Source organism: Streptomyces sp. NPDC027189 (assembly GCF_055566975.1).
Genome location: NZ_JBVHRI010000034.1, coordinates 42,023 through 59,203, shown reverse-complemented (window position 1 = coordinate 59,203; position 17,181 = coordinate 42,023). Strand labels below are relative to the sequence as shown.

The following is a 17,181-nucleotide window of genomic DNA, read 5'->3' as shown; positions in this document are numbered from 1 at the left end:
CACGCCTTGATTGGAGTGGTGGCATGGCCACGGCACCGCGCCCCCGTACGACCACACGTGATCCGGAGGAGATCGCACATCGGCTGACGGCCTGGCTCGCCACGCGTCTGCCCGGCGCCAAGGCGGTGAACGTGACCGTCCCCGCGTCCAACGGCATGTCGAGCGAGACCCTGCTCTTCGACACCGAACACCCCGAACCACCGCTGCGTGCCTGTGCGTTGAGACTCGCGGCGGACCCGGCGGCGTACACCGTCTTCCCCGTCTACGACATGCCACGGCAGTACCGCACGATGCGCCTTGTCGCCGAGCGCACCGATCTGCCGGTGCCGCGCGTGATGTGGCTGGAGGAGGATTCCCGGCCGCTCGGGGCGCCGTTCTTCGTCATGGAACGGATCGAGGGGCGCGTGCCCCCGGACGTCATGCCCTATACGTACGAGGGGAATTGGCTGCACGCGGCGAGCTACGAGGAGCGCGAGCGCTTGGAGGCGGCCTCCATCGGGCTCCTCGCACGGCTGCACGACCAAGTCCCGGTGCGTGAAGCCGACTTCCTGGCACTGCCCGGCGACGACAGCCCGCTGCGCTGTCACGTCGCCGCCCAACGCGCCTACTACGAATGGGTGGTTGACGGGCTGTCGCGCTCGCCCCTCATCGAGAGCGCCTTCGACCGACTCGACCACCTGTGGCCGCGCGACGAGGGCGAGGCGGTGCTCAACTGGGGCGACGCGCGTATCGGGAACATCATCTACGACGGATTCGACCCCGTGGCGGTGCTCGACTGGGAGATGGCGGCGCAGGCCCCGCGCGAGGTCGACCTCGGCTGGACCGTCTATCTGCACCGCTTCTTCCAGGACCTGACGGTGAGCTTCGGCCAGAGCGGACTGCCCGACTTCCTGCGCCGTGACCGCGTGGAGCGGCGCTATGCCGAACTCACCGGCCACGTACCGCGCGACATGGATTTCTACACGCTGTACGCCGCGCTGCGGCACGCGATCGTGATGCTCCGCGTCGCCTATCGCCAGGCGCACTTCGGCGAGGTCGCCGTGCCCCCGGACCCGGACACACTGATCCTGCACCACGGCAGCCTGCGAGCCATGGTGCAGGGCAGCTACTGGGAGGGACCGGGCGCCGGGCGGTGAGCGCGCGGGCCGGTCAGGCGGCCTGGCGCCGCATCTCGGGGACCCTCATCGGGCGCGACCCCGGGCCGCCGACGTGCGAGAACGGCTGCGTCCGCCAGTCGAGTCCCTGAGGGAGCGTCAACAGGAGGGCCGTGTCCTGCTCCTGGAGTTCGGCGGACTCGTCCGCGGGTCGTGCGTCGGCCGCCGTGCGGCCCGTACCGGAGCAGACCGTGAGCCCGAACGGGTTCCACGGAGAGGCGCACAGCGCGTGCTCCGGCAGGACCTCCTCGTCCGCCAGCAGCGCGATGGGCTGCGCGCAGTCCGGGCAGATGACCCGGTACATCTCGAAGGTGTCGTACGCGTCGAACTCCTCGCCGTCCAGGGCGTCGGGTTCGACGCCCTCCGGCTCGGGTTCGAGAACGGGCTGCTGCCGCTTGGACGCGGTACGACCAGGGCGCTTAAGACTCTGCATGGGTTTCTCCCCCTCGGGTGGGCCGACAAGGCACTGCGGCCTCGACCACAGCAAGCACTTCCCGTCCGGTCTCTGCAGTAATCACGAGAACATCACGGACCCGGTTGTGGAGCTGTGGCGTTCGTCACATGCCGCCCGCAGGTGCCCGGCGTGGTGGATTTGTCCCACGGATGGCTCACAGGACGCTCTCTGCTACATCACAAACCGGGTATGACCTGCGCCGCTGAGGTATCCGGGGAGATCAAGGGCCCTGTAGGTTCTTGCGCCATGGAGGAGCTGGACCGACAAATTGTGCAGCTGCTCGTCGAAGACGGGCGGATGAGTTACACCGACCTGGGCAAGGCCACGGGCCTGTCCACGTCCGCCGTGCACCAGCGGGTGCGCCGACTGGAGCAGCGCGGCGTCATCCGCGGCTATGCCGCGGTCGTGGACCCCGAGTCCGTCGGGCTGCCCCTGACCGCCTTCATCTCGGTGAAGCCGTTCGACCCGAGCGCCCCGGACGACATCGCGGAACGCCTTGCCGGCGTCCCCGAGATCGAGGCCTGCCACAGCGTCGCGGGCGACGAGAACTACATCCTCAAGGTGCGCGTCTCGACCCCGCACGAACTGGAGGAGCTCCTCGCCCGGCTGCGCAGCCTCGCGGGCGTGTCGACCCGCACGACGGTGGTGCTGTCCACGCCGTACGAGGCACGGCCGCCCCGTATCTGACCGCGCAGCTGCTGTGGGCAATCGTTCCGCAGGGCCGTGGAGGCGCCCCGCGCGAGCGAAGCCGAGCGTGGGCCCGGCCGACAGCGCCGGGCGCCCCGCAAACGTGCCCCAAGTGCAGCACCGGCGGGCCCGGGCGGGAAACTGTCCGTTATGAGTGAACGCACCGCCCCATCGAAAACGGTCCTGCTCCGCCGCGGCGAAGTCCACAGCCCCGCCGACCCCTTCGCGACAGCGATGGTCGTCGAGCGCGGACAGGTCGCCTGGGTCGGCTCCGAAGGCGCGGCCGACGCCTTCGCGGACGGGATGGACGAGATCGTGGACCTCGAGGGCGCCCTGGTCACCCCGGCGTTCACCGACGCACACGTGCACACCACCTCCACCGGGCTCGCGCTCACCGGCCTCGACCTGTCGGACGCCACCTCCTTGGACGCGGCCCTCGCCCTCGTGCGCGACTTCGCCGCCGCACGCCCCGCCGACCGGGTGCTGCTCGGCCACGGCTGGGACGCGGCCCGCTGGCCCGGCGGCCGCCCTCCGACGCGCGCCGAACTCGACGAGGCGACCGGCGGGCGCCCGCTCTACCTCGCCCGTATCGACGTGCACTCCGCCGCGGTCACCACCGCGCTCCTGGACTTGGTCCCAGGGGTCACCGCCCGCGCCGGGTACTCGCCCGACGGACCGCTGACCCGCGACGCCCATCACGCGGTGCGCGCCGCGGCCCTGGGCGCCGTCAGCGGTGAGCAGCGCGCCGGGGCTCAGCGCGCCGCGCTCGCCCACGCCGCCTCGCTCGGCATCGGCTCCGTGCACGAGTGCGCCGGCCCCGAGATCTCCTCCGAGGACGACTTCACCGGGCTGCTGCGGCTCGCCACCGAGGAGCCGGGCCCCCGCGTGGTCGGCTACTGGGCTGAACAGGACGTCGAAAAGGCCCGGAGGCTCGGCGCGATCGGCGCCGCGGGCGACCTCTTCGTAGACGGCTCGCTCGGCTCGCACACCGCCTGCCTGCACCAGCCGTACGCCGACGCCGAGCACACCGGCACGGCCTACCTCGACACCGCGGCGGTCGCCGCGCACGTGGTGGCCTGCACCGAGGCGGGCCTCCAGGCGGGCTTCCACGCCATCGGGGACGCCGCGGTGACCTCCGTGGTCGAGGGCGTGCGCGCCGCCGCAGAGAAGGTCGGCCTCGCCCGCGTCCGAGCCGCCCGGCACCGCGTCGAGCACGCCGAGATGCTCACCCCGGAAACGATCGCCGGATTCGCCGAGCTCGGTCTCACCGCCTCCGTGCAGCCCGCCTTCGACGCGCTGTGGGGCGGCGAGGACGGCATGTACGCCCAGCGCCTGGGCGCCGAACGGGCCCGCGCGCTCAACCCCTTCGCGGCCTTGCTGCGCACCGGCGTGCCACTCGCCTTCGGCTCCGACAGCCCGGTCACGCCCCTCGACCCGTGGGGCACGGTCCGTGCCGCCGCCTTCCACCGCACGCCCGAGCACCGGGTGTCCGTACGCGCCGCGTTCACCGCGCATACGCGAGGCGGCTGGCGGGCGATCGGACGGGACGACGCGGGTGTCCTGGTGCCCGGCGCGCCCGCCGACTACGCCGTGTGGCGCACCGCCGAGCTCGTCGTGCAGGCCCCGGACGACCGGGTCGCGCGCTGGTCGACCGACCCCCGCTCCGGCACTCCAGGTCTGCCGGATCTGACCCCGGGGAATGACCTGCCCGTCTGTCTGCGCACAGTGGTCGGCGGACGGACGGTGTTCGTACGGCCCAACGAGTGATGTCCCGGGGTGGCGCGGTCCGCTTCATCGCCCGCCGCCGCGTCGCGCGACCTGCGTATCCTCCGCACTGACCAGGTGGTGGAGGGGAAACCGGCAGCTCAAGCGGCTGTTGACAGCTGGCCTCAGGTGGCCGGTAGGTTCGGCCGGGTCCACCACCGGACGTCCGACTGGGGAACTTTCCGCGCGGCCTCGAAGTGCCGCTGGGTCAGGGGTGGTGTGCCGCACCGGCGCACCACCACTGGGAGCCAGGCCCAGCACCCGCGCAACGAGGCGACGGAACGTTCCGAAAAGTCGGCAGGTGTGACCCGGGTGGGGCCCGGACGTTCAGTAGACAACGGCTTTCGGTCGATCCGCAGCCAGCGGGTCCCTGGTCGGCCCGAAGGGCGCCGGGCCCCGATCCGCAGCACATGAATTCCACAGCCGGAAGCACACGATTCCGCCGCCGGGTGCCCCGTCTTACCCGGCTCTTGTCGAATCGACACGCGTGTACTAACGCGGCGAGGCAACAGCCCAGGTTGAGCGCACTATGGTGGACCTCTGCGTACGGACACGAAGGGGCAGCAGTGAACGACGGCTACGGGACCCTCGCGGCAGGAGCCCAGGGGCGGCAGTTCGGCCCGCTCGGCACGGCCTTGGTGATCATTCCGACCTACAACGAGGCGGAGAACATCAAGAAGATCGTCGGCCGGGTGCGAGCCGCCGTGCCCGAGGCGCACGTCCTGGTGGCCGACGACAACAGCCCCGACGGCACGGGCAAGCTCGCCGACGAGCTGGCCGCCGAGGACGACCACGTTCAGGTGCTGCACCGCAAGGGCAAGGAAGGCCTCGGCGCCGCCTACCTCGCGGGCTTCCGCTGGGGCATGGAGCACGGCTACGGCGTACTCGTGGAGATGGACGCCGACGGCTCGCACCAGCCCGAGGAGCTGCCCCGCCTGCTGACCGCTCTCAAGGGTGCCGACCTCGTGCTCGGCTCGCGCTGGGTGCCGGGCGGGCGGGTGGTGAACTGGCCCAAGTCCCGCGAGTTCATCTCCCGTGGCGGCAGCCTGTACTCCCGCGTCCTGCTCGACGTGCCGATCCGGGACGTCACCGGCGGCTACCGGGCCTTCCGCCGCGAGACCCTCGAAGGCCTCGGTCTCGGCGAGGTCGCCTCCCAGGGGTACTGCTTCCAGGTCGACCTGGCCCGCCGTGCCGTCAAGGCCGGCTTCCACGTCGTCGAGGTGCCCATCACCTTCGTCGAGCGGGAACTCGGCGACTCCAAGATGAGCCGCGACATCCTCGTGGAGGCCCTGTGGCGGGTCACCACGTGGGGCGTGGGGGAGCGGGTCGCGCGGATCACGGGGCGTAAGCCGTCCTGACGTCTCGCGGGGCGTAAGCCGTCCTGACGTCCTATGGGCGGCAAGTTCTTCTGACGCGCGGCCTCGATCGGCAGCTGCCGCGGGCGTTCCCTTGATCGACAGCTGCCGCCTGCGTTCCCACAGCCGCTGTTGATCATCCGCTTATCCCGTACTGAGACGCGCCCAGGCACACTGGGACCATGACGACTGGTGTTCCGACTCCTACGTACCCCGCCCGCCCGCGGCGCTCGCGGCTGCGCACCTTCCTGCCGCTCGGCATCGCCGCGTGGCTGGTTCTGGAGATCTGGCTGCTGACCGTGGTCGCCGGCGCGGCGAGCGGCTTCACGGTCTTCCTGCTGCTGGTCGCCGGGTTCGTCCTCGGCGCCGTGGTCATCAAGCGGGCCGGCCGCCGGGCCTTCCGCAACCTCAGCGAGACACTGCAACAGCAGCAGAGCGGCATCGCCCCCACGACCGGGGGTGGCGATGGCAACGGCCTGATGATGCTCGGCGGTCTCCTCGTGATGATCCCCGGCCTCATCTCGGACGCTGTGGGCCTGCTCCTGCTGATCCCGCCGGTCCAGAAGGCCCTCAGCCGTTACGCGGAGCGCACCCTCGACCGCAAGATGCGCGAGGCCGTCCCCGGCACCTTCGGCGACGCCTTCCAGCAGGCCCGCATCCACCGCCCCGACGGCAAGGTGGTCCAGGGCGAGGTCATCAGGGACGAGGACATGCGCGGCCCGACTTCGGAGCCCGGCCCGCACCCGCCGCTGAACCGCTAGTTCTCAGCCCGTCCCTGGGGGAGCAGCCCCCGGGGACGGGCCATGCCAGGGCCCCGCACTGAACGCGCGAAACCGCGAGCACCGGCACACATCGTGTACGGCGCCCGCGGTCACGTGCGTGCGTTGTATGCCGCCCAACCCCCGGAGGGACTACGCGGACTTGCGGCTGTCTCGCGGGTGTACCGCGATGTTCATCGCACCGGAGCGCAGAACAGCCAGGCGCTCCTCGAGGACCTCTTCGAGCTCCTCTCGGGTGCGCCGCTCCATCAGCATGTCCCAATGCGTACGCGCGGGCTTGGCCTTCTTTTCCTCAGGGCCGTCGCCGTCCACCAGGAGTGCCTGGGCCCCGCAGACCTTGCACTCCCACTCCGGCGGGATCTCCGCCTCGACCGAGAAGGGCATCTCAAACCGGTGCCCCTTCTCGCATGCGTACTCCACGGCCTGGCGCGGGGCCAGGTCGATGCCGCGGTCCGTCTCGTAGCTGGTCACCACGAGGCGCGTGCCGCGAAGAGCTCGCTCACTCATGAATCGTGCCTCCCGGGCTTGTCGCCCACAGGACAGGTGTCGCTGTCGTCGTCATCCGGTCAACGTCCGGTCGGCGGTAAAGATTCCCGTTCCGGGTCATGTGTCGCCGTCGTAGCCGCCCCTTGTTGTACCCACTGGCGCCCGGTTTGTCACATCTGGCAGCAGATGTCACCCAGCGTTTCAGCATGTTTGACGCGCAGTAACGGTACGCCTGGCAGGCCAAACGCGTACACTACCGGCCTTTGGCCCTGTGCGCTAAATCCTGTCCGGCACGGGATTACCCGCCTCGCGCACTGCCTGCCGCACCGGAACCCGCGCGAGCAGCACGAATCCGGTGACGAAGAAGGCCACGAGCGAGATGATCGCGTCCCGATAACTTCCCGTCAGCTGGTAGGTCAACCCGAACAGAAGCGGACCCAGCCAGCTCATGCCACGGTCGCTCATCTCGTACGCCGAGAAGTACTCGGCCTCCTTGCCGCTCGGCACGAGATGCGAGAACAGGGAGCGCGACAGCGCCTGGCTGCCGCCCAGGACGAGGCCGATGCCGGCGGCCAGGACGAAGAACCAGACGGGCGCGCCTGCGGGCAGGAAGTAGCCGGCGCCGAGCGTCACGGTCCAGGCGACGAGCGAGCCGAGGATCGTACGTTTCGCGCCGTACGTCCGCGCCAGCCGTCCCATCCCGAGCGCGCCCCCGACCGCGAGCACCTGGACCAGCAGCACGGCGACGATCAGGGTCGACTGGCTGAGGCCCAGCTCCTCCGATCCGTAGACGGAAGCCTGCGAGATGACCGTCTGAATGCCGTCGTTGTAGATGAGGTACGCGAGCAGGAAGGCGAGCGTGAGCGGCTTGCCGCGCATGTCCCGGACCGTGGCCGCAAGCTGCCGCCATCCGTGCACCGACGCCGTCCCGGCAGCGGCCGCAGGGCGATCACGCAGCCGCTTGAGGGGGATGAGGGTGAAGGCGCCCCACCAGATGCCTGCCGAGGCGAGACAGATGCGGACGGCCGTCGACTCGGAGACACCGAAGGTGTCATGGGCCGTGAACAGGATCAGGTTCGCGACCAGTACCAGCGAGCCCGCCGCGTAGCCGAAGGCCCAGCCCCGGGACGAGACGGCGTCGCGCTCCTCGGGCGGGGCGATCTGCGGCAGGTAGGAGTTGTAGAGGACCATCGACACCGCCACCGAGGCATTGGCGACGATCAGCAGCAGGCCGCCCAGCAGATAGCGGTCGCCGTCGAGGAAGAACATGCCGGTGGTGGCCGCGGCGCCCAGGTAGGCGGCGGCCGCGAGAAGTGGCTTCTTGCGGCCCGTGCGGTCGGCGGCCGCGCCCGCCATCGGCATCACGAAGATCGACAGGATGACGGAGGCGGAGACCGCGTACGCGAAGAACGATCCGGCACGAACCGGGATGCCCAAGGGGTGCACGAAACCGTCCGCGTCCGCCGCGTGTTTGGCGACCGACGTCAGATAGGGGCCCAGGAAGACGGTCAGCACGCTCGTCGAGTAGACGGAGCACGCCCAGTCGTAGAAGTACCAGCCGTGTTGCTCGCGCCGCCGCTCGGCGGCCTCGTCGGCCGGCTGTGCCCGCACGGTGTCAGTGCCCACCCGTGCCCCTCGCTTCCCCGTGAACGGACCGCGCGAGGAGGCTCAGAACCAGGTGCCCCGGTCTTCCAGGACCTTGCGCAGTGTGTCGATGTGATCGGTCATGATGCCATCGACTCCCAGGTCCAGGAGCCGGTGCATACGTTCCGGTTCGTTCACGGTCCACACATGCACCTGCAGCCCGCGCGCGTGGGCGGTCCGTACGAAGCGACGGTCGACGACCGGCACACCGGACTGGGACTCGGGGACCTGGGCGGCGATCGCCGAGCGGCGCACGGCGGCCGGTATGCCCCAGGAGCGCAGCCGCAGATTGAGCACGCCGCGTGTGCCGTACGACGTCGCCAGGCGCGGCCCGGCCAGGCGCTGGGCCCGGGCGGCGCGCGCCTCGGAGAAGGAGCCGACGCAGACGCGGTCCCAGGCATCGGTGCGACCGATCAGGTCGAGCAGCGGCTGGAGGGCGGGCTCGGCCTTGATGTCGACGTTCCAGCGCACCTCGGGGAAGGTGTCGAGGAGTTCTTCGAAGAGGGGGACCGGTTCCTTGCCCGCCACGCGCGCGTGGCTCACGTCTTCCCAGGGGAGGTCCGCTATCCGGCCCGCCCCGTCCGTCACCCGGTCGAGGGTCGTGTCGTGGAAGGCGACGAGCCTGCCGTCCGCAGTCGCGTGCACGTCCGTCTCGATGTAGCGGTAGCCCGCCGCCACCGCGCGCCGGAACTGGGCCAGGGTGTTCTCCAGACCGTCTGCCGCACCGCCCCGGTGCGCGAAGGCGATCGGGCCGGGGTGGTCTAGGTACGGATGGCGTATACGCGTGCTCACCCGGGCAGTATCGCGCGCTCCGGTTGACCGGCGGCAACGACGGTGCTGCCGCCCGGTGCCGGGCGGACGGCGAACACCCGCAGGAAGAGCTGGGCGAGGGGGCCGATGGCGACGGCGTAGAGCACCGTGCCGATGCCGACCGTGCCGCCGAGCGCGAAGCCGGTCGCGACGACGGCCACTTCGAGGACGGTGCGGACCAGGCGAATGGAGCGGCCCGTGCGCTTGTGCAGGCCGGTCATCAGGCCGTCGCGCGGGCCGGGACCGAAGCTGGCCGAGATGTAGAGGCCGGTCGCCACCCCGTTCAGCACGATCCCCGCCACGAGGAGCGGAATCCGTACGGTCAAGCTGTGCGCGTCGGGCACCAGGGCGAGCGTGCCGTCCATGGCGATGCCGACCACGAAGACGTTCGAGACCGTGCCGAGGCCGGGGCGCTGGCGCAGCGGGATCCACAGAAGCAGCACCGCCGCGCCCACGATGATCGACACCACGCCGATCGTCAGGCCGGTCAGCTCGGCGAGGCCCTGGTGCAGCACGTTCCAGGGCTCCAGCCCGAGGCCCGACTCCACGAGCAGGGCCGAACTCGCGCCGTACAGAGCCAGGCCGACGTACAGCTGGACGAGGCGGCGGGGAAGCCGCCCGGACTCCGAACGTGTGGACATGAAAAGTCCCCCCCAGTGGTGGTAGTGGCCTGACGCATGACACTCTGTGGCTTGGGAAGAAACGTCATCCATGGCCAATTCGGGGAAGGTGGACTGGGAATCATGGCGCAGTGGACTTCGGCGGTGGGTGCCGCACAGCTGGCCCGGCTCCTCAACTCCCAGCAGGAGCGCCCCGCCGGGCCGGGCACCCGCCGTCCGCCCGCCTATCGCGCGCTCGCCGACGGCATCCGGCTGCTGGTGCTCGAAGGCCGGGTGCCGGTCGCCGCGCGGCTGCCCGCCGAGCGGGAGCTCGCGCTGTCCCTGTCGGTCAGCCGTACGACGGTCGCCGCGGCCTACGAGGCGCTGCGGGCCGAGGGGTTCCTGGAGTCCCGCCGGGGCGCGGGCAGCTGGACCGCCGTGCCGGCCGGGAACCCGCTGCCCGCGCGCGGGCTGGAGCCCCTGCCGCCCGAGGCCCTCGGGTCCGTGATCGACCTCGGCTGCGCGGCGCTGCCCGCACCCGAGCCATGGCTCACCCGCGCCGTGCAGGGCGCGCTGGAGGAGCTGCCGCCGTACGCGCACACGCACGGCGACTATCCCGCTGGGCTGCCCGCGCTGCGCTCGATGCTTGCCGAGCGGTACACCGCCCGCGGCATTCCGACCATGCCCGAGCAGATCATGGTGACCACCGGGGCGATGGGCGCGATCGACGCCATCTGCCACCTCTTCGCCGGGCGCGGCGAGCGCATCGCCGTCGAGTCGCCCTCCTACGCCAACATCCTTCAGCTGATGCGTGAGGCCGGGGCCCGGCTGGTGCCGGTCGCCATGGCCGAGGGTCTCGCCGGATGGGACATGGACCGGTGGCGTCAGGTCCTGCGGGAGGCGGCGCCCCGTCTCGCGTACGTCGTGGCGGACTTCCACAACCCCACGGGAGCACTTGCCGACGAGCACCAGCGGCGCGGACTCGTGGACGCGGCGCGTTCCGCGGGCACCGTGCTGGTCGTCGACGAGACGATGAGCGAGCTGCACCTGGACGAGGGGCTGGACATGCCGCGCCCCGTGTGCCGCTTCGACCCCTCCGGGTCGACCGTGATCACGGTCGGCTCCGCCAGCAAGGCCTTCTGGGCCGGCATGCGGATCGGCTGGGTGCGGGCCGCGCCCGATGTGATCCGCAGCCTCGTCGCCGCGCGCGCGTACGCCGACCTGGGCACGCCCGTGCTGGAGCAGCTGGCCGTGAACTGGCTGCTCAGCACCGGGGGCTGGGAGCAGGCCGTGGACATCCGGCGGGACCAGGCCCGGGAGAACCGCGACGCTCTCGTCGCCGCCGTGCGGCGGGAGCTGCCCGGATGGGAGTTCTCGATACCGAAGGGCGGGCTCACGCTGTGGGTGCGGACCGGGGGGTTGTCGGGGTCGCGGCTCGCCGAAGTGGGCGAGCGGGTGGGGGTGCGGGTGCCGTCCGGTCCTCGGTTCGGCGTGGACGGGGCCTTCGAGGGGTATGTGCGGTTGCCGTTCACCGTGGGGGGTGCGGTGGCCGAGGAGGCGGCGGTGCGGCTGGCCGCGGCGGCGCGGTTGGTGGAGACGGGGGCGAGCGGGGGGAACGAGGCGCCGCGGACGTTCGTGGCGTAGGGGGGTCGCCCCTTCCGCCCCTACCCGTCCCGTACCTGGGGGGCTCCGCGCCCCCAGGCCCCGTATCGCGCTGACGCGTTCGTCCTCAAACGCCAGACAGGCTGAAACCTCCAGCCTCCGCCGGCAAGCGTTCAGCCCCTCTGGCGTTCGAGGAGCGGGGGTTTGGTGGCGGAGCCCCCAAGGACGGGACGGGTAGGGGCCGGGGGGCGGAAAACACCCTGGCCTCAGCCCTCAGCCCTCAGCCACTGCCACCGACGCTTCCGCCACCGATGCCTCCGCCGGCAGCGGCTCCGCTTCCGCGGGAGTGGTCCGCTCCGGGAGGAGATCGAGGACCGCCCGCCGATGGGTCTCGCTCGTCGCGTCGTCGTACGGGTCCGGCGTGGCCGGGACCTGGAGGCGCAGAACGGCACCGGTGCCGAGGCGGGCGTAGCCGCGGCCGGGCGGCACGTCCCGGGTGGGGGTCGTGTGCGGGGGTGCGCCCAGGATCGTCTCCAGCTGGGCGGAGGAGGCCGGACCGAGCACCACGCGCGCGCGGGTGTGCTGGCGAATCGCGTCGCTGAGGAACTCCAGACCGTCGAAGTGCTCGGCCACGACCACCGTGACGCCTGCCGCACGCCCGTGCCGGAGGGGGACCTGAAGGAGAGCCAGCGGATCCTTGCGCCCGTCGGCGGCGGCCAGGTGGCCGAGCGCGCTGGGCCGGTCCAGGAGGATCCACAGTGGGTTCTTGGTGTCGTCCGGCGGGGGATGACCCGCCTGACGGGCACGGTTGGCGGCGATCAGCCGCCGCTCCGTCTCGTGCGCGGCCCATTCCAGACTGGCGAGGGCTCCCGCCAGGCCGCACTCGACGGCCAGCACACCCTTCCGCCCGGTCATACAGGCGTACTCGCCGGTGCCGCCCCCCTCGACGACGACGACATCGCCGCACTGAAGGGCCTGCAGTGCGATGGAGCGCAGGAGGGTGGTCGTGCCGCTGGCGGGCTCGCCGACCACCAGCAGGTGCGGCTCCGTGGAGCGGATCCCCGTGCGCCAGACGACCGGGGGAACGTCGCGCTGTTCCTCACCGTAGGTGAGCGGGAGCGTGCGCTGGACGTCGGCCGGGTCGGTGAAGCCGAGGACGGTCTCGCCGGGGGCGGTGACGAAGCGCTGGGCGGAGATGTCGGTGGGCAGGGGCGGGAGGACGGTGACAGTGAGTTCGTTGCCCTCCTCGTCCCAGTCGAAGTGGTACTCGCGGCCACGTCCCGACTTGGCGTGCAGGAGGTGCTCGATGCGGGCGCGGGACTCCGCTTCGCCGTCCGTGAAGTAGGCGGGGTAGCGGATGAGGAGTCGGGACACGCGTCCGTCGTCGTCGAAGTCGTACGAGGAGAAGGCCTTCTCCCAGTCGCCGCCGTGGGCGTAGAGGGGATCGGGATCCTCGGCCGCCGAGAAGTACGGGACCAGGGCCTCGTACAGCGACTTGAGCCGCCCGGTCTGCGCCTCGTCGGGGCCCGTGGGCTTCGACGAGGTGCGGTCGCGGCCGGTCCAGGCTGCCGCCGCCATCAGGCTGATGACGGCGAGCAGCGGTCCGTACGGCACCAGCGCCACGACCAGGATCACCGAGGCCACCAGGAACAGCAGCGGCCCGCGCCGGTCCTTGGGAGTGGCGGCCCACTTGCGCCGCCCGGCCCCTGCCAGCCGGCGCAGTCCACGGGTGACCGTGATCAGCGGGTGGAGAACGTCGGTGGCGCTGTCGGCTGCCGTCCGGGCCAGCTCCCGGCTTCGGGCGATCTGCGCGCTGCCGTTGCTCAGAATGCGGGGGAGAGGGCGCCGAGCCACTGCTGTCTCCTGATGGTGCGTGTGTGGGGGAGGGGCGTCAGAACTTGATCCCGCCAAGGAGGCTCGCCAGGCTCTCTCCGCCGGCCTTGATGCTCGGAGCGATCGCCGTGCTCGCGAGGTAGAAGCCGAAGAGTACGGAGACGGAGGCGTGCGAGCCCTTGAGCCCGTCCTTGCGGAAGAAGAGGAAGACGATGATGCCGAGCAGGACGACGCCTGACATGGACAGAATCATTTGAGTTCTCCTGGGTCGTGGGGACAGTCACCATGAGTTCTTCCAGGATCACAGGATGTATCCATACGATAAAAGGTGCAACTGGGTGAATTTCGGCGGATTTCACTTGAGTGGCGGAGCCGTTTGGGCCGCCCGAGCGGGTCTGTTGCGCCCGGCGGCGCCTGCTGTGATCTTTGCCGGTGACGGTGCCGGTCATGTGCCGTCGGAGCCAGTACGCTGGCGATTCACCCGTACGAGGGCACCGCTCGCCGCCGTACTGGCCCGGGCTGACAGCTCCGCTCGCTGTCGTAAGCTCCCGCAGTCCCCGTTGTAGTCGTTGTGAGAGGCGGTCCGGCCGATGAGTGAAGCCCCCGACCCCGAGGTCGTGGAGCTTGCGACCAAGATCTTCGATCTGGCGCGCCGTGGCGAGACCGAGGCGCTCGTCGCGTACGTGGACGCGGGCGTTCCGGCCAATCTCACCAACGACCGCGGCGACTCGCTCGTGATGCTCGCCGCGTACCACGGCCACGCCGAGGCGGTACGCGCCCTCTTGGAGCGCGGCGCCGAGGCCGACCGCATCAACGACCGGGGTCAGACGCCGCTCGCCGGGGCCGTGTTCAAGGGCGAGGAGGCCGTGATCCGGGTGCTCCTGGACGGCGGCGCCGATCCCGCCGCGGGTACGCCCTCGGCCGTCGACACGGCACGCATGTTCGGCAAGACGGAACTGCTCGAATTGTTCGGCGCGCACTGACTCGAACGCCCTGACCAGGCGAAACGCAAGAAATAAGGGAGGCGGAACGGGGCCGCCGGAAATGCGGTCGCGGCAGGAAGAACCGCTGGGTCATCATGACGTCGTGATTCACGGACGCGATGGCTGGGCAGGTGTTGCCGCACCGCGCGGGCCGTGATGCGGCCCGCATGGGCCACCGACGAGAGGCAGAGGAAGATGGTCTACAGCAAGCAAGAGACGGCGGGCGCTCCGACGTGTTGTCACGCGGCCAGGTAATGCAGGATCCCGGTTGCGTCGACGCTTGATGTGAGGCTGTTTCCCATGTTCGATCCGGTCATAGCGCCCAGCGGAACGCTGCTCGGCCTGCTCCAGAGGGGCCGCGGCGACGGCACGCTGCACGCGCTCACCGCACCGCGGGCCGAAGCGCTCGCGGCACTGAACCACTGTGTGCTGCGCGACCCCCGCCACGACTGGCAGGTGGAGAACCGCTCCCTGTACTACGCCCGTCTCTACCTCGATCTGAGCGGTGAGCTCGACGAGATCGAGCGGCACCTCTTCGACGCCGAGGACGTCCTCGACACGTGCGAGTCACGCACGGGACTCGCCCTCGCGGTCCTCGGGCACCTCGCCTCGTACGGCAGGCGCGACGCGCTCGAACTGCTGCGCAGGTACGCCGCCTTCGGCACCAACTGGGCCTGGGCCCTCGACGAGCTGGCCCTGCGCGACGACGACGCGGGTCTGCGCGCGCTGGCCGCGCCCGTACTCGCCCGCTTCCCGGCCGACGCGGAGGGCGAGGCCGAGCTCGCCGCCGCCGTGCGCGACGCCTTCGAGCCACGGCCCTGGCGGCTGTGGGCCGACGATCCCCGCGAATCCATCGGCACGCGCGTGCGTGCCGCCCAGGAACAGGGCTCTTTCGACCGCTGGCAGCGCCAGATGCGACCGTCCGGGCCCCGCCCGGGGTGGAGCGTCCAGGCCGTCTTCGAGTGGGCGCAGCAGGGCATCGACCGCGGCGCCGCGCTCTATGTCCCGGCCGCCCGCTGCCTCACCGCCGTCGCGGGCCCCGAGGACCGGCCCGAGATCGTCGAGGCCGCCCGCGGCGGCGGCGACGGAGCGCGCTGCACGGCCTTGCGCTATCTCGCCGACAGCAATGATCCGGACGCCCTCGGCCTGATCGACGGAGCCGTGGCCGACGGAACGACGACCGTGGCCGAGGCCGCCGTCGACGCCTTCGAGCGGATGCGCAGCGTCGCCGCCGTCGACCGGGCACGAGGTTGGGCGCACCGGCCCGACGCCCTGGGGGCCGCCGCGGGACGGATGCTCGCCTGTCGGGGCGGAGCGCAGGACAGCGAACTGGTCTTGAGCGCACTGCGGGAGGCGGTACGGGGCGAAGGCCCCGACGCGCCGACCCTGTGGACCCTCGTCGACGGCACCGGACGGCTCGGCATCGCCTGTGCCGCACCCGTGCTGCGGCACATCTACCGCGAGACCGCGTCATCCCATCTGCGCGGGCGCGCCGCCCGCGCCCTGGCCACCACGGACCCCTCGTTCGCCGCCGGCTTCGCCGTCGAATGCCTGTGGGACTGCGAGGAGACCACTCGCGAGGTGGCCGCACGGCACGCCGAGACCGGTGATGCCCGTGTGGTGGATCAGCTGCGCCGGCTGGCAGCGGATCCGGCCGAGGAGGCGGACGTCCAGACAGCGGTACGGAGCCGGATCGGGCCCGACATGCCAGCCGTATGAACGTTCGGTGACCCCGGAGTCAGGAGAGCATGGACGGGGGCCGACCTGCTCGGGTGTGCAGCGCAACGCTCATGGGACGTTCACCGTTCGCAAAGATCCACGTTGACGCGGCCACGTCCAGTACGGCGACAACACGGGTATGCGTGTCGTCATCGTGACCGAATCCTTTCCCCCCGATGTGAACGGCGTGGCCCACTGCGCGCTCCAGACCGCCCGGCACCTCGTCGATCGCGGTCACGCTCCCCTCGTCGTCGCCCCGGCCACCGCGGCCGGGAGCGGGCCCGACGCTCTCGCGCCGTGCCCCGTCGTCCGTGTCCCCTCCCTACCGCTCCCGGGCTACCCCCAGGTCCGCGTCGCACTCCCCAGCCGACGCGTCGCCGCGGCGATCACCGATCACCGCGCCGACATCGTGCACCTGGCCAGCCCCTTCATCCTCGGCGTCCGCGGCATGGCGGCCGCCGCCCGGCTCGGCATTCCCGCCGTGGCCGTCTACCAGACCGACCTCGCCGGATACGCCCGCACATACATCAGCGCGGGTGAGGGCACCGCATGGCGGCGCATACGTTCCGTGCACGCCGCCGCCGACCGGACGCTCGCTCCGTCCAGTGCGGCCCTGCACGACCTGGAGGCACACGGTGTGCCCCGGGTACGGCTGTGGCCGCGCGGCGTGGACACGGTCCGCTTCCGTCCCGACCGCCGGGACGAGGCGCTCCGTCGTGAACTGGCCCCGAACGGCGAGCTGATCGTCGGCTACGTCGGCAGGCTCGCCCCCGAGAAGCAGGTCGAACTGCTCGCCGGGGCGTGCGGACTGGACGGCGTACGCGTCGTCGTGGTCGGCGACGGGCCGAGCGAAACCACCCTGCAGGGCGCCCTTCCCGGCGCGGTCTTCCTCGGACGCCGTACCGGCGACGAACTCGCCCGGATCTTCGCCTCCTTGGACGTCTTCGTGCACACCGGCCCCTTCGAGACCTTCTGCCAGACCGTGCAGGAGGCCATGGCGAGCGGGGTGCCCGTCGTCGCGCCCGCCGCGGGCGGACCGCTCGACCTGGTGGCCCACGGGCGTACGGGGCTGCTGGTGCCGCCGCGCGACGCGGCCGCCGTGCGCGACGCGGTGTGGGCCCTGACCTCCGATCCGGCCCTCCGGACCGCGTATGGGGCCGCCGGACGCGCCATGGTCGAGGGCCGCACCTGGGCAGCCGTGGGCGACCAGCTCATCGGGCACTACGCCGATGTGCTTTCGGCGCGGAAGCTGGTGGCTGCCTAATGCTTGTGTCAAGCCACGAGATGAAGAGGCGGCCGGGCCTGGTAGGGC

Annotated in this window: 16 protein-coding genes; 9 read left to right on the top strand and 7 right to left on the bottom strand. The window is 71.3% G+C overall.

The window, feature by feature from the left end; all coding sequences use genetic code 11:
* Positions 1 to 23 precede the first annotated feature (23 nt).
* On the top strand, positions 24 to 1,136 hold the full coding sequence (locus ACZ4RZ_RS44100; protein ID WP_467753199.1) for a phosphotransferase family protein: 1,113 nt from the start codon (positions 24 to 26) through the stop codon (positions 1,134 to 1,136).
* Positions 1,137 to 1,149: 13 nt separating this feature from the next.
* Here the strand turns inward: ACZ4RZ_RS44100 and ACZ4RZ_RS44095 are convergent, their stop codons facing one another.
* Complete coding sequence (locus ACZ4RZ_RS44095) at positions 1,150 to 1,587, bottom strand: hypothetical protein (RefSeq protein ID WP_189188096.1); 438 nt, start codon at positions 1,585 to 1,587, stop codon at positions 1,150 to 1,152.
* Between the two features lie 267 nt (positions 1,588 to 1,854).
* On the opposite strand from ACZ4RZ_RS44095, the gene ACZ4RZ_RS44090 reads away from it, so the two are divergent.
* The 4 genes from ACZ4RZ_RS44090 to fxsA all read left to right on the top strand — a co-directional run bounded on the left by ACZ4RZ_RS44090 (position 1,855) and on the right by fxsA (position 6,175).
* Positions 1,855 to 2,295 carry an Lrp/AsnC family transcriptional regulator gene (locus ACZ4RZ_RS44090; RefSeq protein ID WP_467753198.1) on the top strand — a complete coding sequence of 147 codons (441 nt, stop codon included), beginning with the start codon at positions 1,855 to 1,857 and terminating at the stop codon, positions 2,293 to 2,295.
* 150 nt (positions 2,296 to 2,445) lie between these two features.
* On the top strand, positions 2,446 to 4,062 hold the full coding sequence (locus tag ACZ4RZ_RS44085; RefSeq protein WP_467753197.1) for an amidohydrolase: 1,617 nt from the start codon (positions 2,446 to 2,448) through the stop codon (positions 4,060 to 4,062).
* 563 nt (positions 4,063 to 4,625) lie between these two features.
* Positions 4,626 to 5,417, top strand: coding sequence for a polyprenol monophosphomannose synthase (locus ACZ4RZ_RS44080; RefSeq protein ID WP_467753196.1), 792 nt, complete (start codon positions 4,626 to 4,628; stop codon positions 5,415 to 5,417).
* A gap of 179 nt (positions 5,418 to 5,596) precedes the next feature.
* A complete protein-coding gene (gene fxsA / locus ACZ4RZ_RS44075) occupies positions 5,597 to 6,175 on the top strand; it encodes an FxsA family membrane protein (protein ID WP_467753195.1) in 579 nt (192 codons plus the stop codon).
* A 150-nt stretch (positions 6,176 to 6,325) separates the two neighbouring features.
* Here fxsA and ACZ4RZ_RS44070 read toward each other — a convergent pair whose 3' ends face one another.
* The 4 genes from ACZ4RZ_RS44070 to yczE form a co-directional block, all read right to left on the bottom strand.
* The gene (locus ACZ4RZ_RS44070) at positions 6,326 to 6,700 is read right to left on the bottom strand and encodes an RNA polymerase-binding protein RbpA (protein ID WP_003977404.1); all 375 of its coding nucleotides are present in this window, start codon (positions 6,698 to 6,700) and stop codon (positions 6,326 to 6,328) included.
* 255 nt (positions 6,701 to 6,955) lie between these two features.
* Entirely contained in the window at positions 6,956 to 8,305 is a 1,350-nt protein-coding gene (locus tag ACZ4RZ_RS44065) for an MFS transporter (protein ID WP_467753194.1), read from the bottom strand.
* Between the two features lie 42 nt (positions 8,306 to 8,347).
* A complete protein-coding gene (locus tag ACZ4RZ_RS44060) occupies positions 8,348 to 9,115 on the bottom strand; it encodes a glycerophosphodiester phosphodiesterase (protein ID WP_467753193.1) in 768 nt (255 codons plus the stop codon).
* On the bottom strand, positions 9,112 to 9,774 hold the full coding sequence (gene yczE, locus ACZ4RZ_RS44055; RefSeq protein WP_467753192.1) for a membrane protein YczE: 663 nt from the start codon (positions 9,772 to 9,774) through the stop codon (positions 9,112 to 9,114). Before yczE ends, ACZ4RZ_RS44060 begins: the two co-directional genes overlap by 4 nt.
* Positions 9,775 to 9,876: 102 nt before the next feature.
* On the opposite strand from yczE, the gene ACZ4RZ_RS44050 reads away from it, so the two are divergent.
* The gene (locus ACZ4RZ_RS44050; protein WP_467753191.1) at positions 9,877 to 11,376 is read left to right on the top strand and encodes an SCO1417 family PLP biosynthesis transcription factor; all 1,500 of its coding nucleotides are present in this window, start codon (positions 9,877 to 9,879) and stop codon (positions 11,374 to 11,376) included.
* Positions 11,377 to 11,607: 231 nt separating this feature from the next.
* On the opposite strand, the gene ACZ4RZ_RS44045 is transcribed toward ACZ4RZ_RS44050, so the two are convergent.
* A complete protein-coding gene (locus ACZ4RZ_RS44045) occupies positions 11,608 to 13,188 on the bottom strand; it encodes a hypothetical protein (RefSeq protein WP_467753190.1) in 1,581 nt (526 codons plus the stop codon).
* A gap of 37 nt (positions 13,189 to 13,225) precedes the next feature.
* Positions 13,226 to 13,420, bottom strand: coding sequence for a hypothetical protein (locus ACZ4RZ_RS44040; protein ID WP_399076138.1), 195 nt, complete (start codon positions 13,418 to 13,420; stop codon positions 13,226 to 13,228).
* A 337-nt stretch (positions 13,421 to 13,757) separates the two neighbouring features.
* Here ACZ4RZ_RS44040 and ACZ4RZ_RS44035 point away from each other — a divergent pair, with 337 nt between their 5' ends.
* The 3 genes from ACZ4RZ_RS44035 to ACZ4RZ_RS44025 all read left to right on the top strand — a co-directional run bounded on the left by ACZ4RZ_RS44035 (position 13,758) and on the right by ACZ4RZ_RS44025 (position 17,133).
* Positions 13,758 to 14,150: an ankyrin repeat domain-containing protein gene (locus ACZ4RZ_RS44035; RefSeq protein WP_362517465.1), complete on the top strand. Its 393-nt coding sequence runs from the start codon at positions 13,758 to 13,760 to the stop codon at positions 14,148 to 14,150.
* A 300-nt stretch (positions 14,151 to 14,450) separates the two neighbouring features.
* Positions 14,451 to 15,869, top strand: a complete 1,419-nt coding sequence (locus ACZ4RZ_RS44030) for a HEAT repeat domain-containing protein (RefSeq protein WP_467753189.1) — start codon at positions 14,451 to 14,453, stop codon at positions 15,867 to 15,869.
* A 139-nt stretch (positions 15,870 to 16,008) separates the two neighbouring features.
* Entirely contained in the window at positions 16,009 to 17,133 is a 1,125-nt protein-coding gene (locus ACZ4RZ_RS44025) for a glycosyltransferase family 4 protein (RefSeq protein ID WP_467753188.1), read from the top strand.
* Positions 17,134 to 17,181: the final 48 nt, after the last annotated feature.

What these genes read in the sequence shown, in the direction of transcription:
- ACZ4RZ_RS44100 (WP_467753199.1), top strand. Translation starts at nt 24, where the DNA reads ATGGCCACGGCACCGCGCCCCCGTACGACCACACGTGATCCGGAGGAG.
- ACZ4RZ_RS44095 (WP_189188096.1), bottom strand. Translation starts at nt 1,587, where the DNA reads ATGCAGAGTCTTAAGCGCCCTGGTCGTACCGCGTCCAAGCGGCAGCAG.
- ACZ4RZ_RS44090 (WP_467753198.1), top strand. Translation starts at nt 1,855, where the DNA reads ATGGAGGAGCTGGACCGACAAATTGTGCAGCTGCTCGTCGAAGACGGG.
- ACZ4RZ_RS44085 (WP_467753197.1), top strand. Translation starts at nt 2,446, where the DNA reads ATGAGTGAACGCACCGCCCCATCGAAAACGGTCCTGCTCCGCCGCGGC.
- fxsA (WP_467753195.1), top strand. Translation starts at nt 5,597, where the DNA reads ATGACGACTGGTGTTCCGACTCCTACGTACCCCGCCCGCCCGCGGCGC.
- ACZ4RZ_RS44070 (WP_003977404.1), bottom strand. Translation starts at nt 6,700, where the DNA reads ATGAGTGAGCGAGCTCTTCGCGGCACGCGCCTCGTGGTGACCAGCTAC.
- yczE (WP_467753192.1), bottom strand. Translation starts at nt 9,774, where the DNA reads ATGTCCACACGTTCGGAGTCCGGGCGGCTTCCCCGCCGCCTCGTCCAG.
- ACZ4RZ_RS44050 (WP_467753191.1), top strand. Translation starts at nt 9,877, where the DNA reads ATGGCGCAGTGGACTTCGGCGGTGGGTGCCGCACAGCTGGCCCGGCTC.
- ACZ4RZ_RS44040 (WP_399076138.1), bottom strand. Translation starts at nt 13,420, where the DNA reads ATGATTCTGTCCATGTCAGGCGTCGTCCTGCTCGGCATCATCGTCTTC.
- ACZ4RZ_RS44035 (WP_362517465.1), top strand. Translation starts at nt 13,758, where the DNA reads ATGAGTGAAGCCCCCGACCCCGAGGTCGTGGAGCTTGCGACCAAGATC.
- ACZ4RZ_RS44030 (WP_467753189.1), top strand. Translation starts at nt 14,451, where the DNA reads ATGTTCGATCCGGTCATAGCGCCCAGCGGAACGCTGCTCGGCCTGCTC.
- ACZ4RZ_RS44025 (WP_467753188.1), top strand. Translation starts at nt 16,009, where the DNA reads ATGCGTGTCGTCATCGTGACCGAATCCTTTCCCCCCGATGTGAACGGC.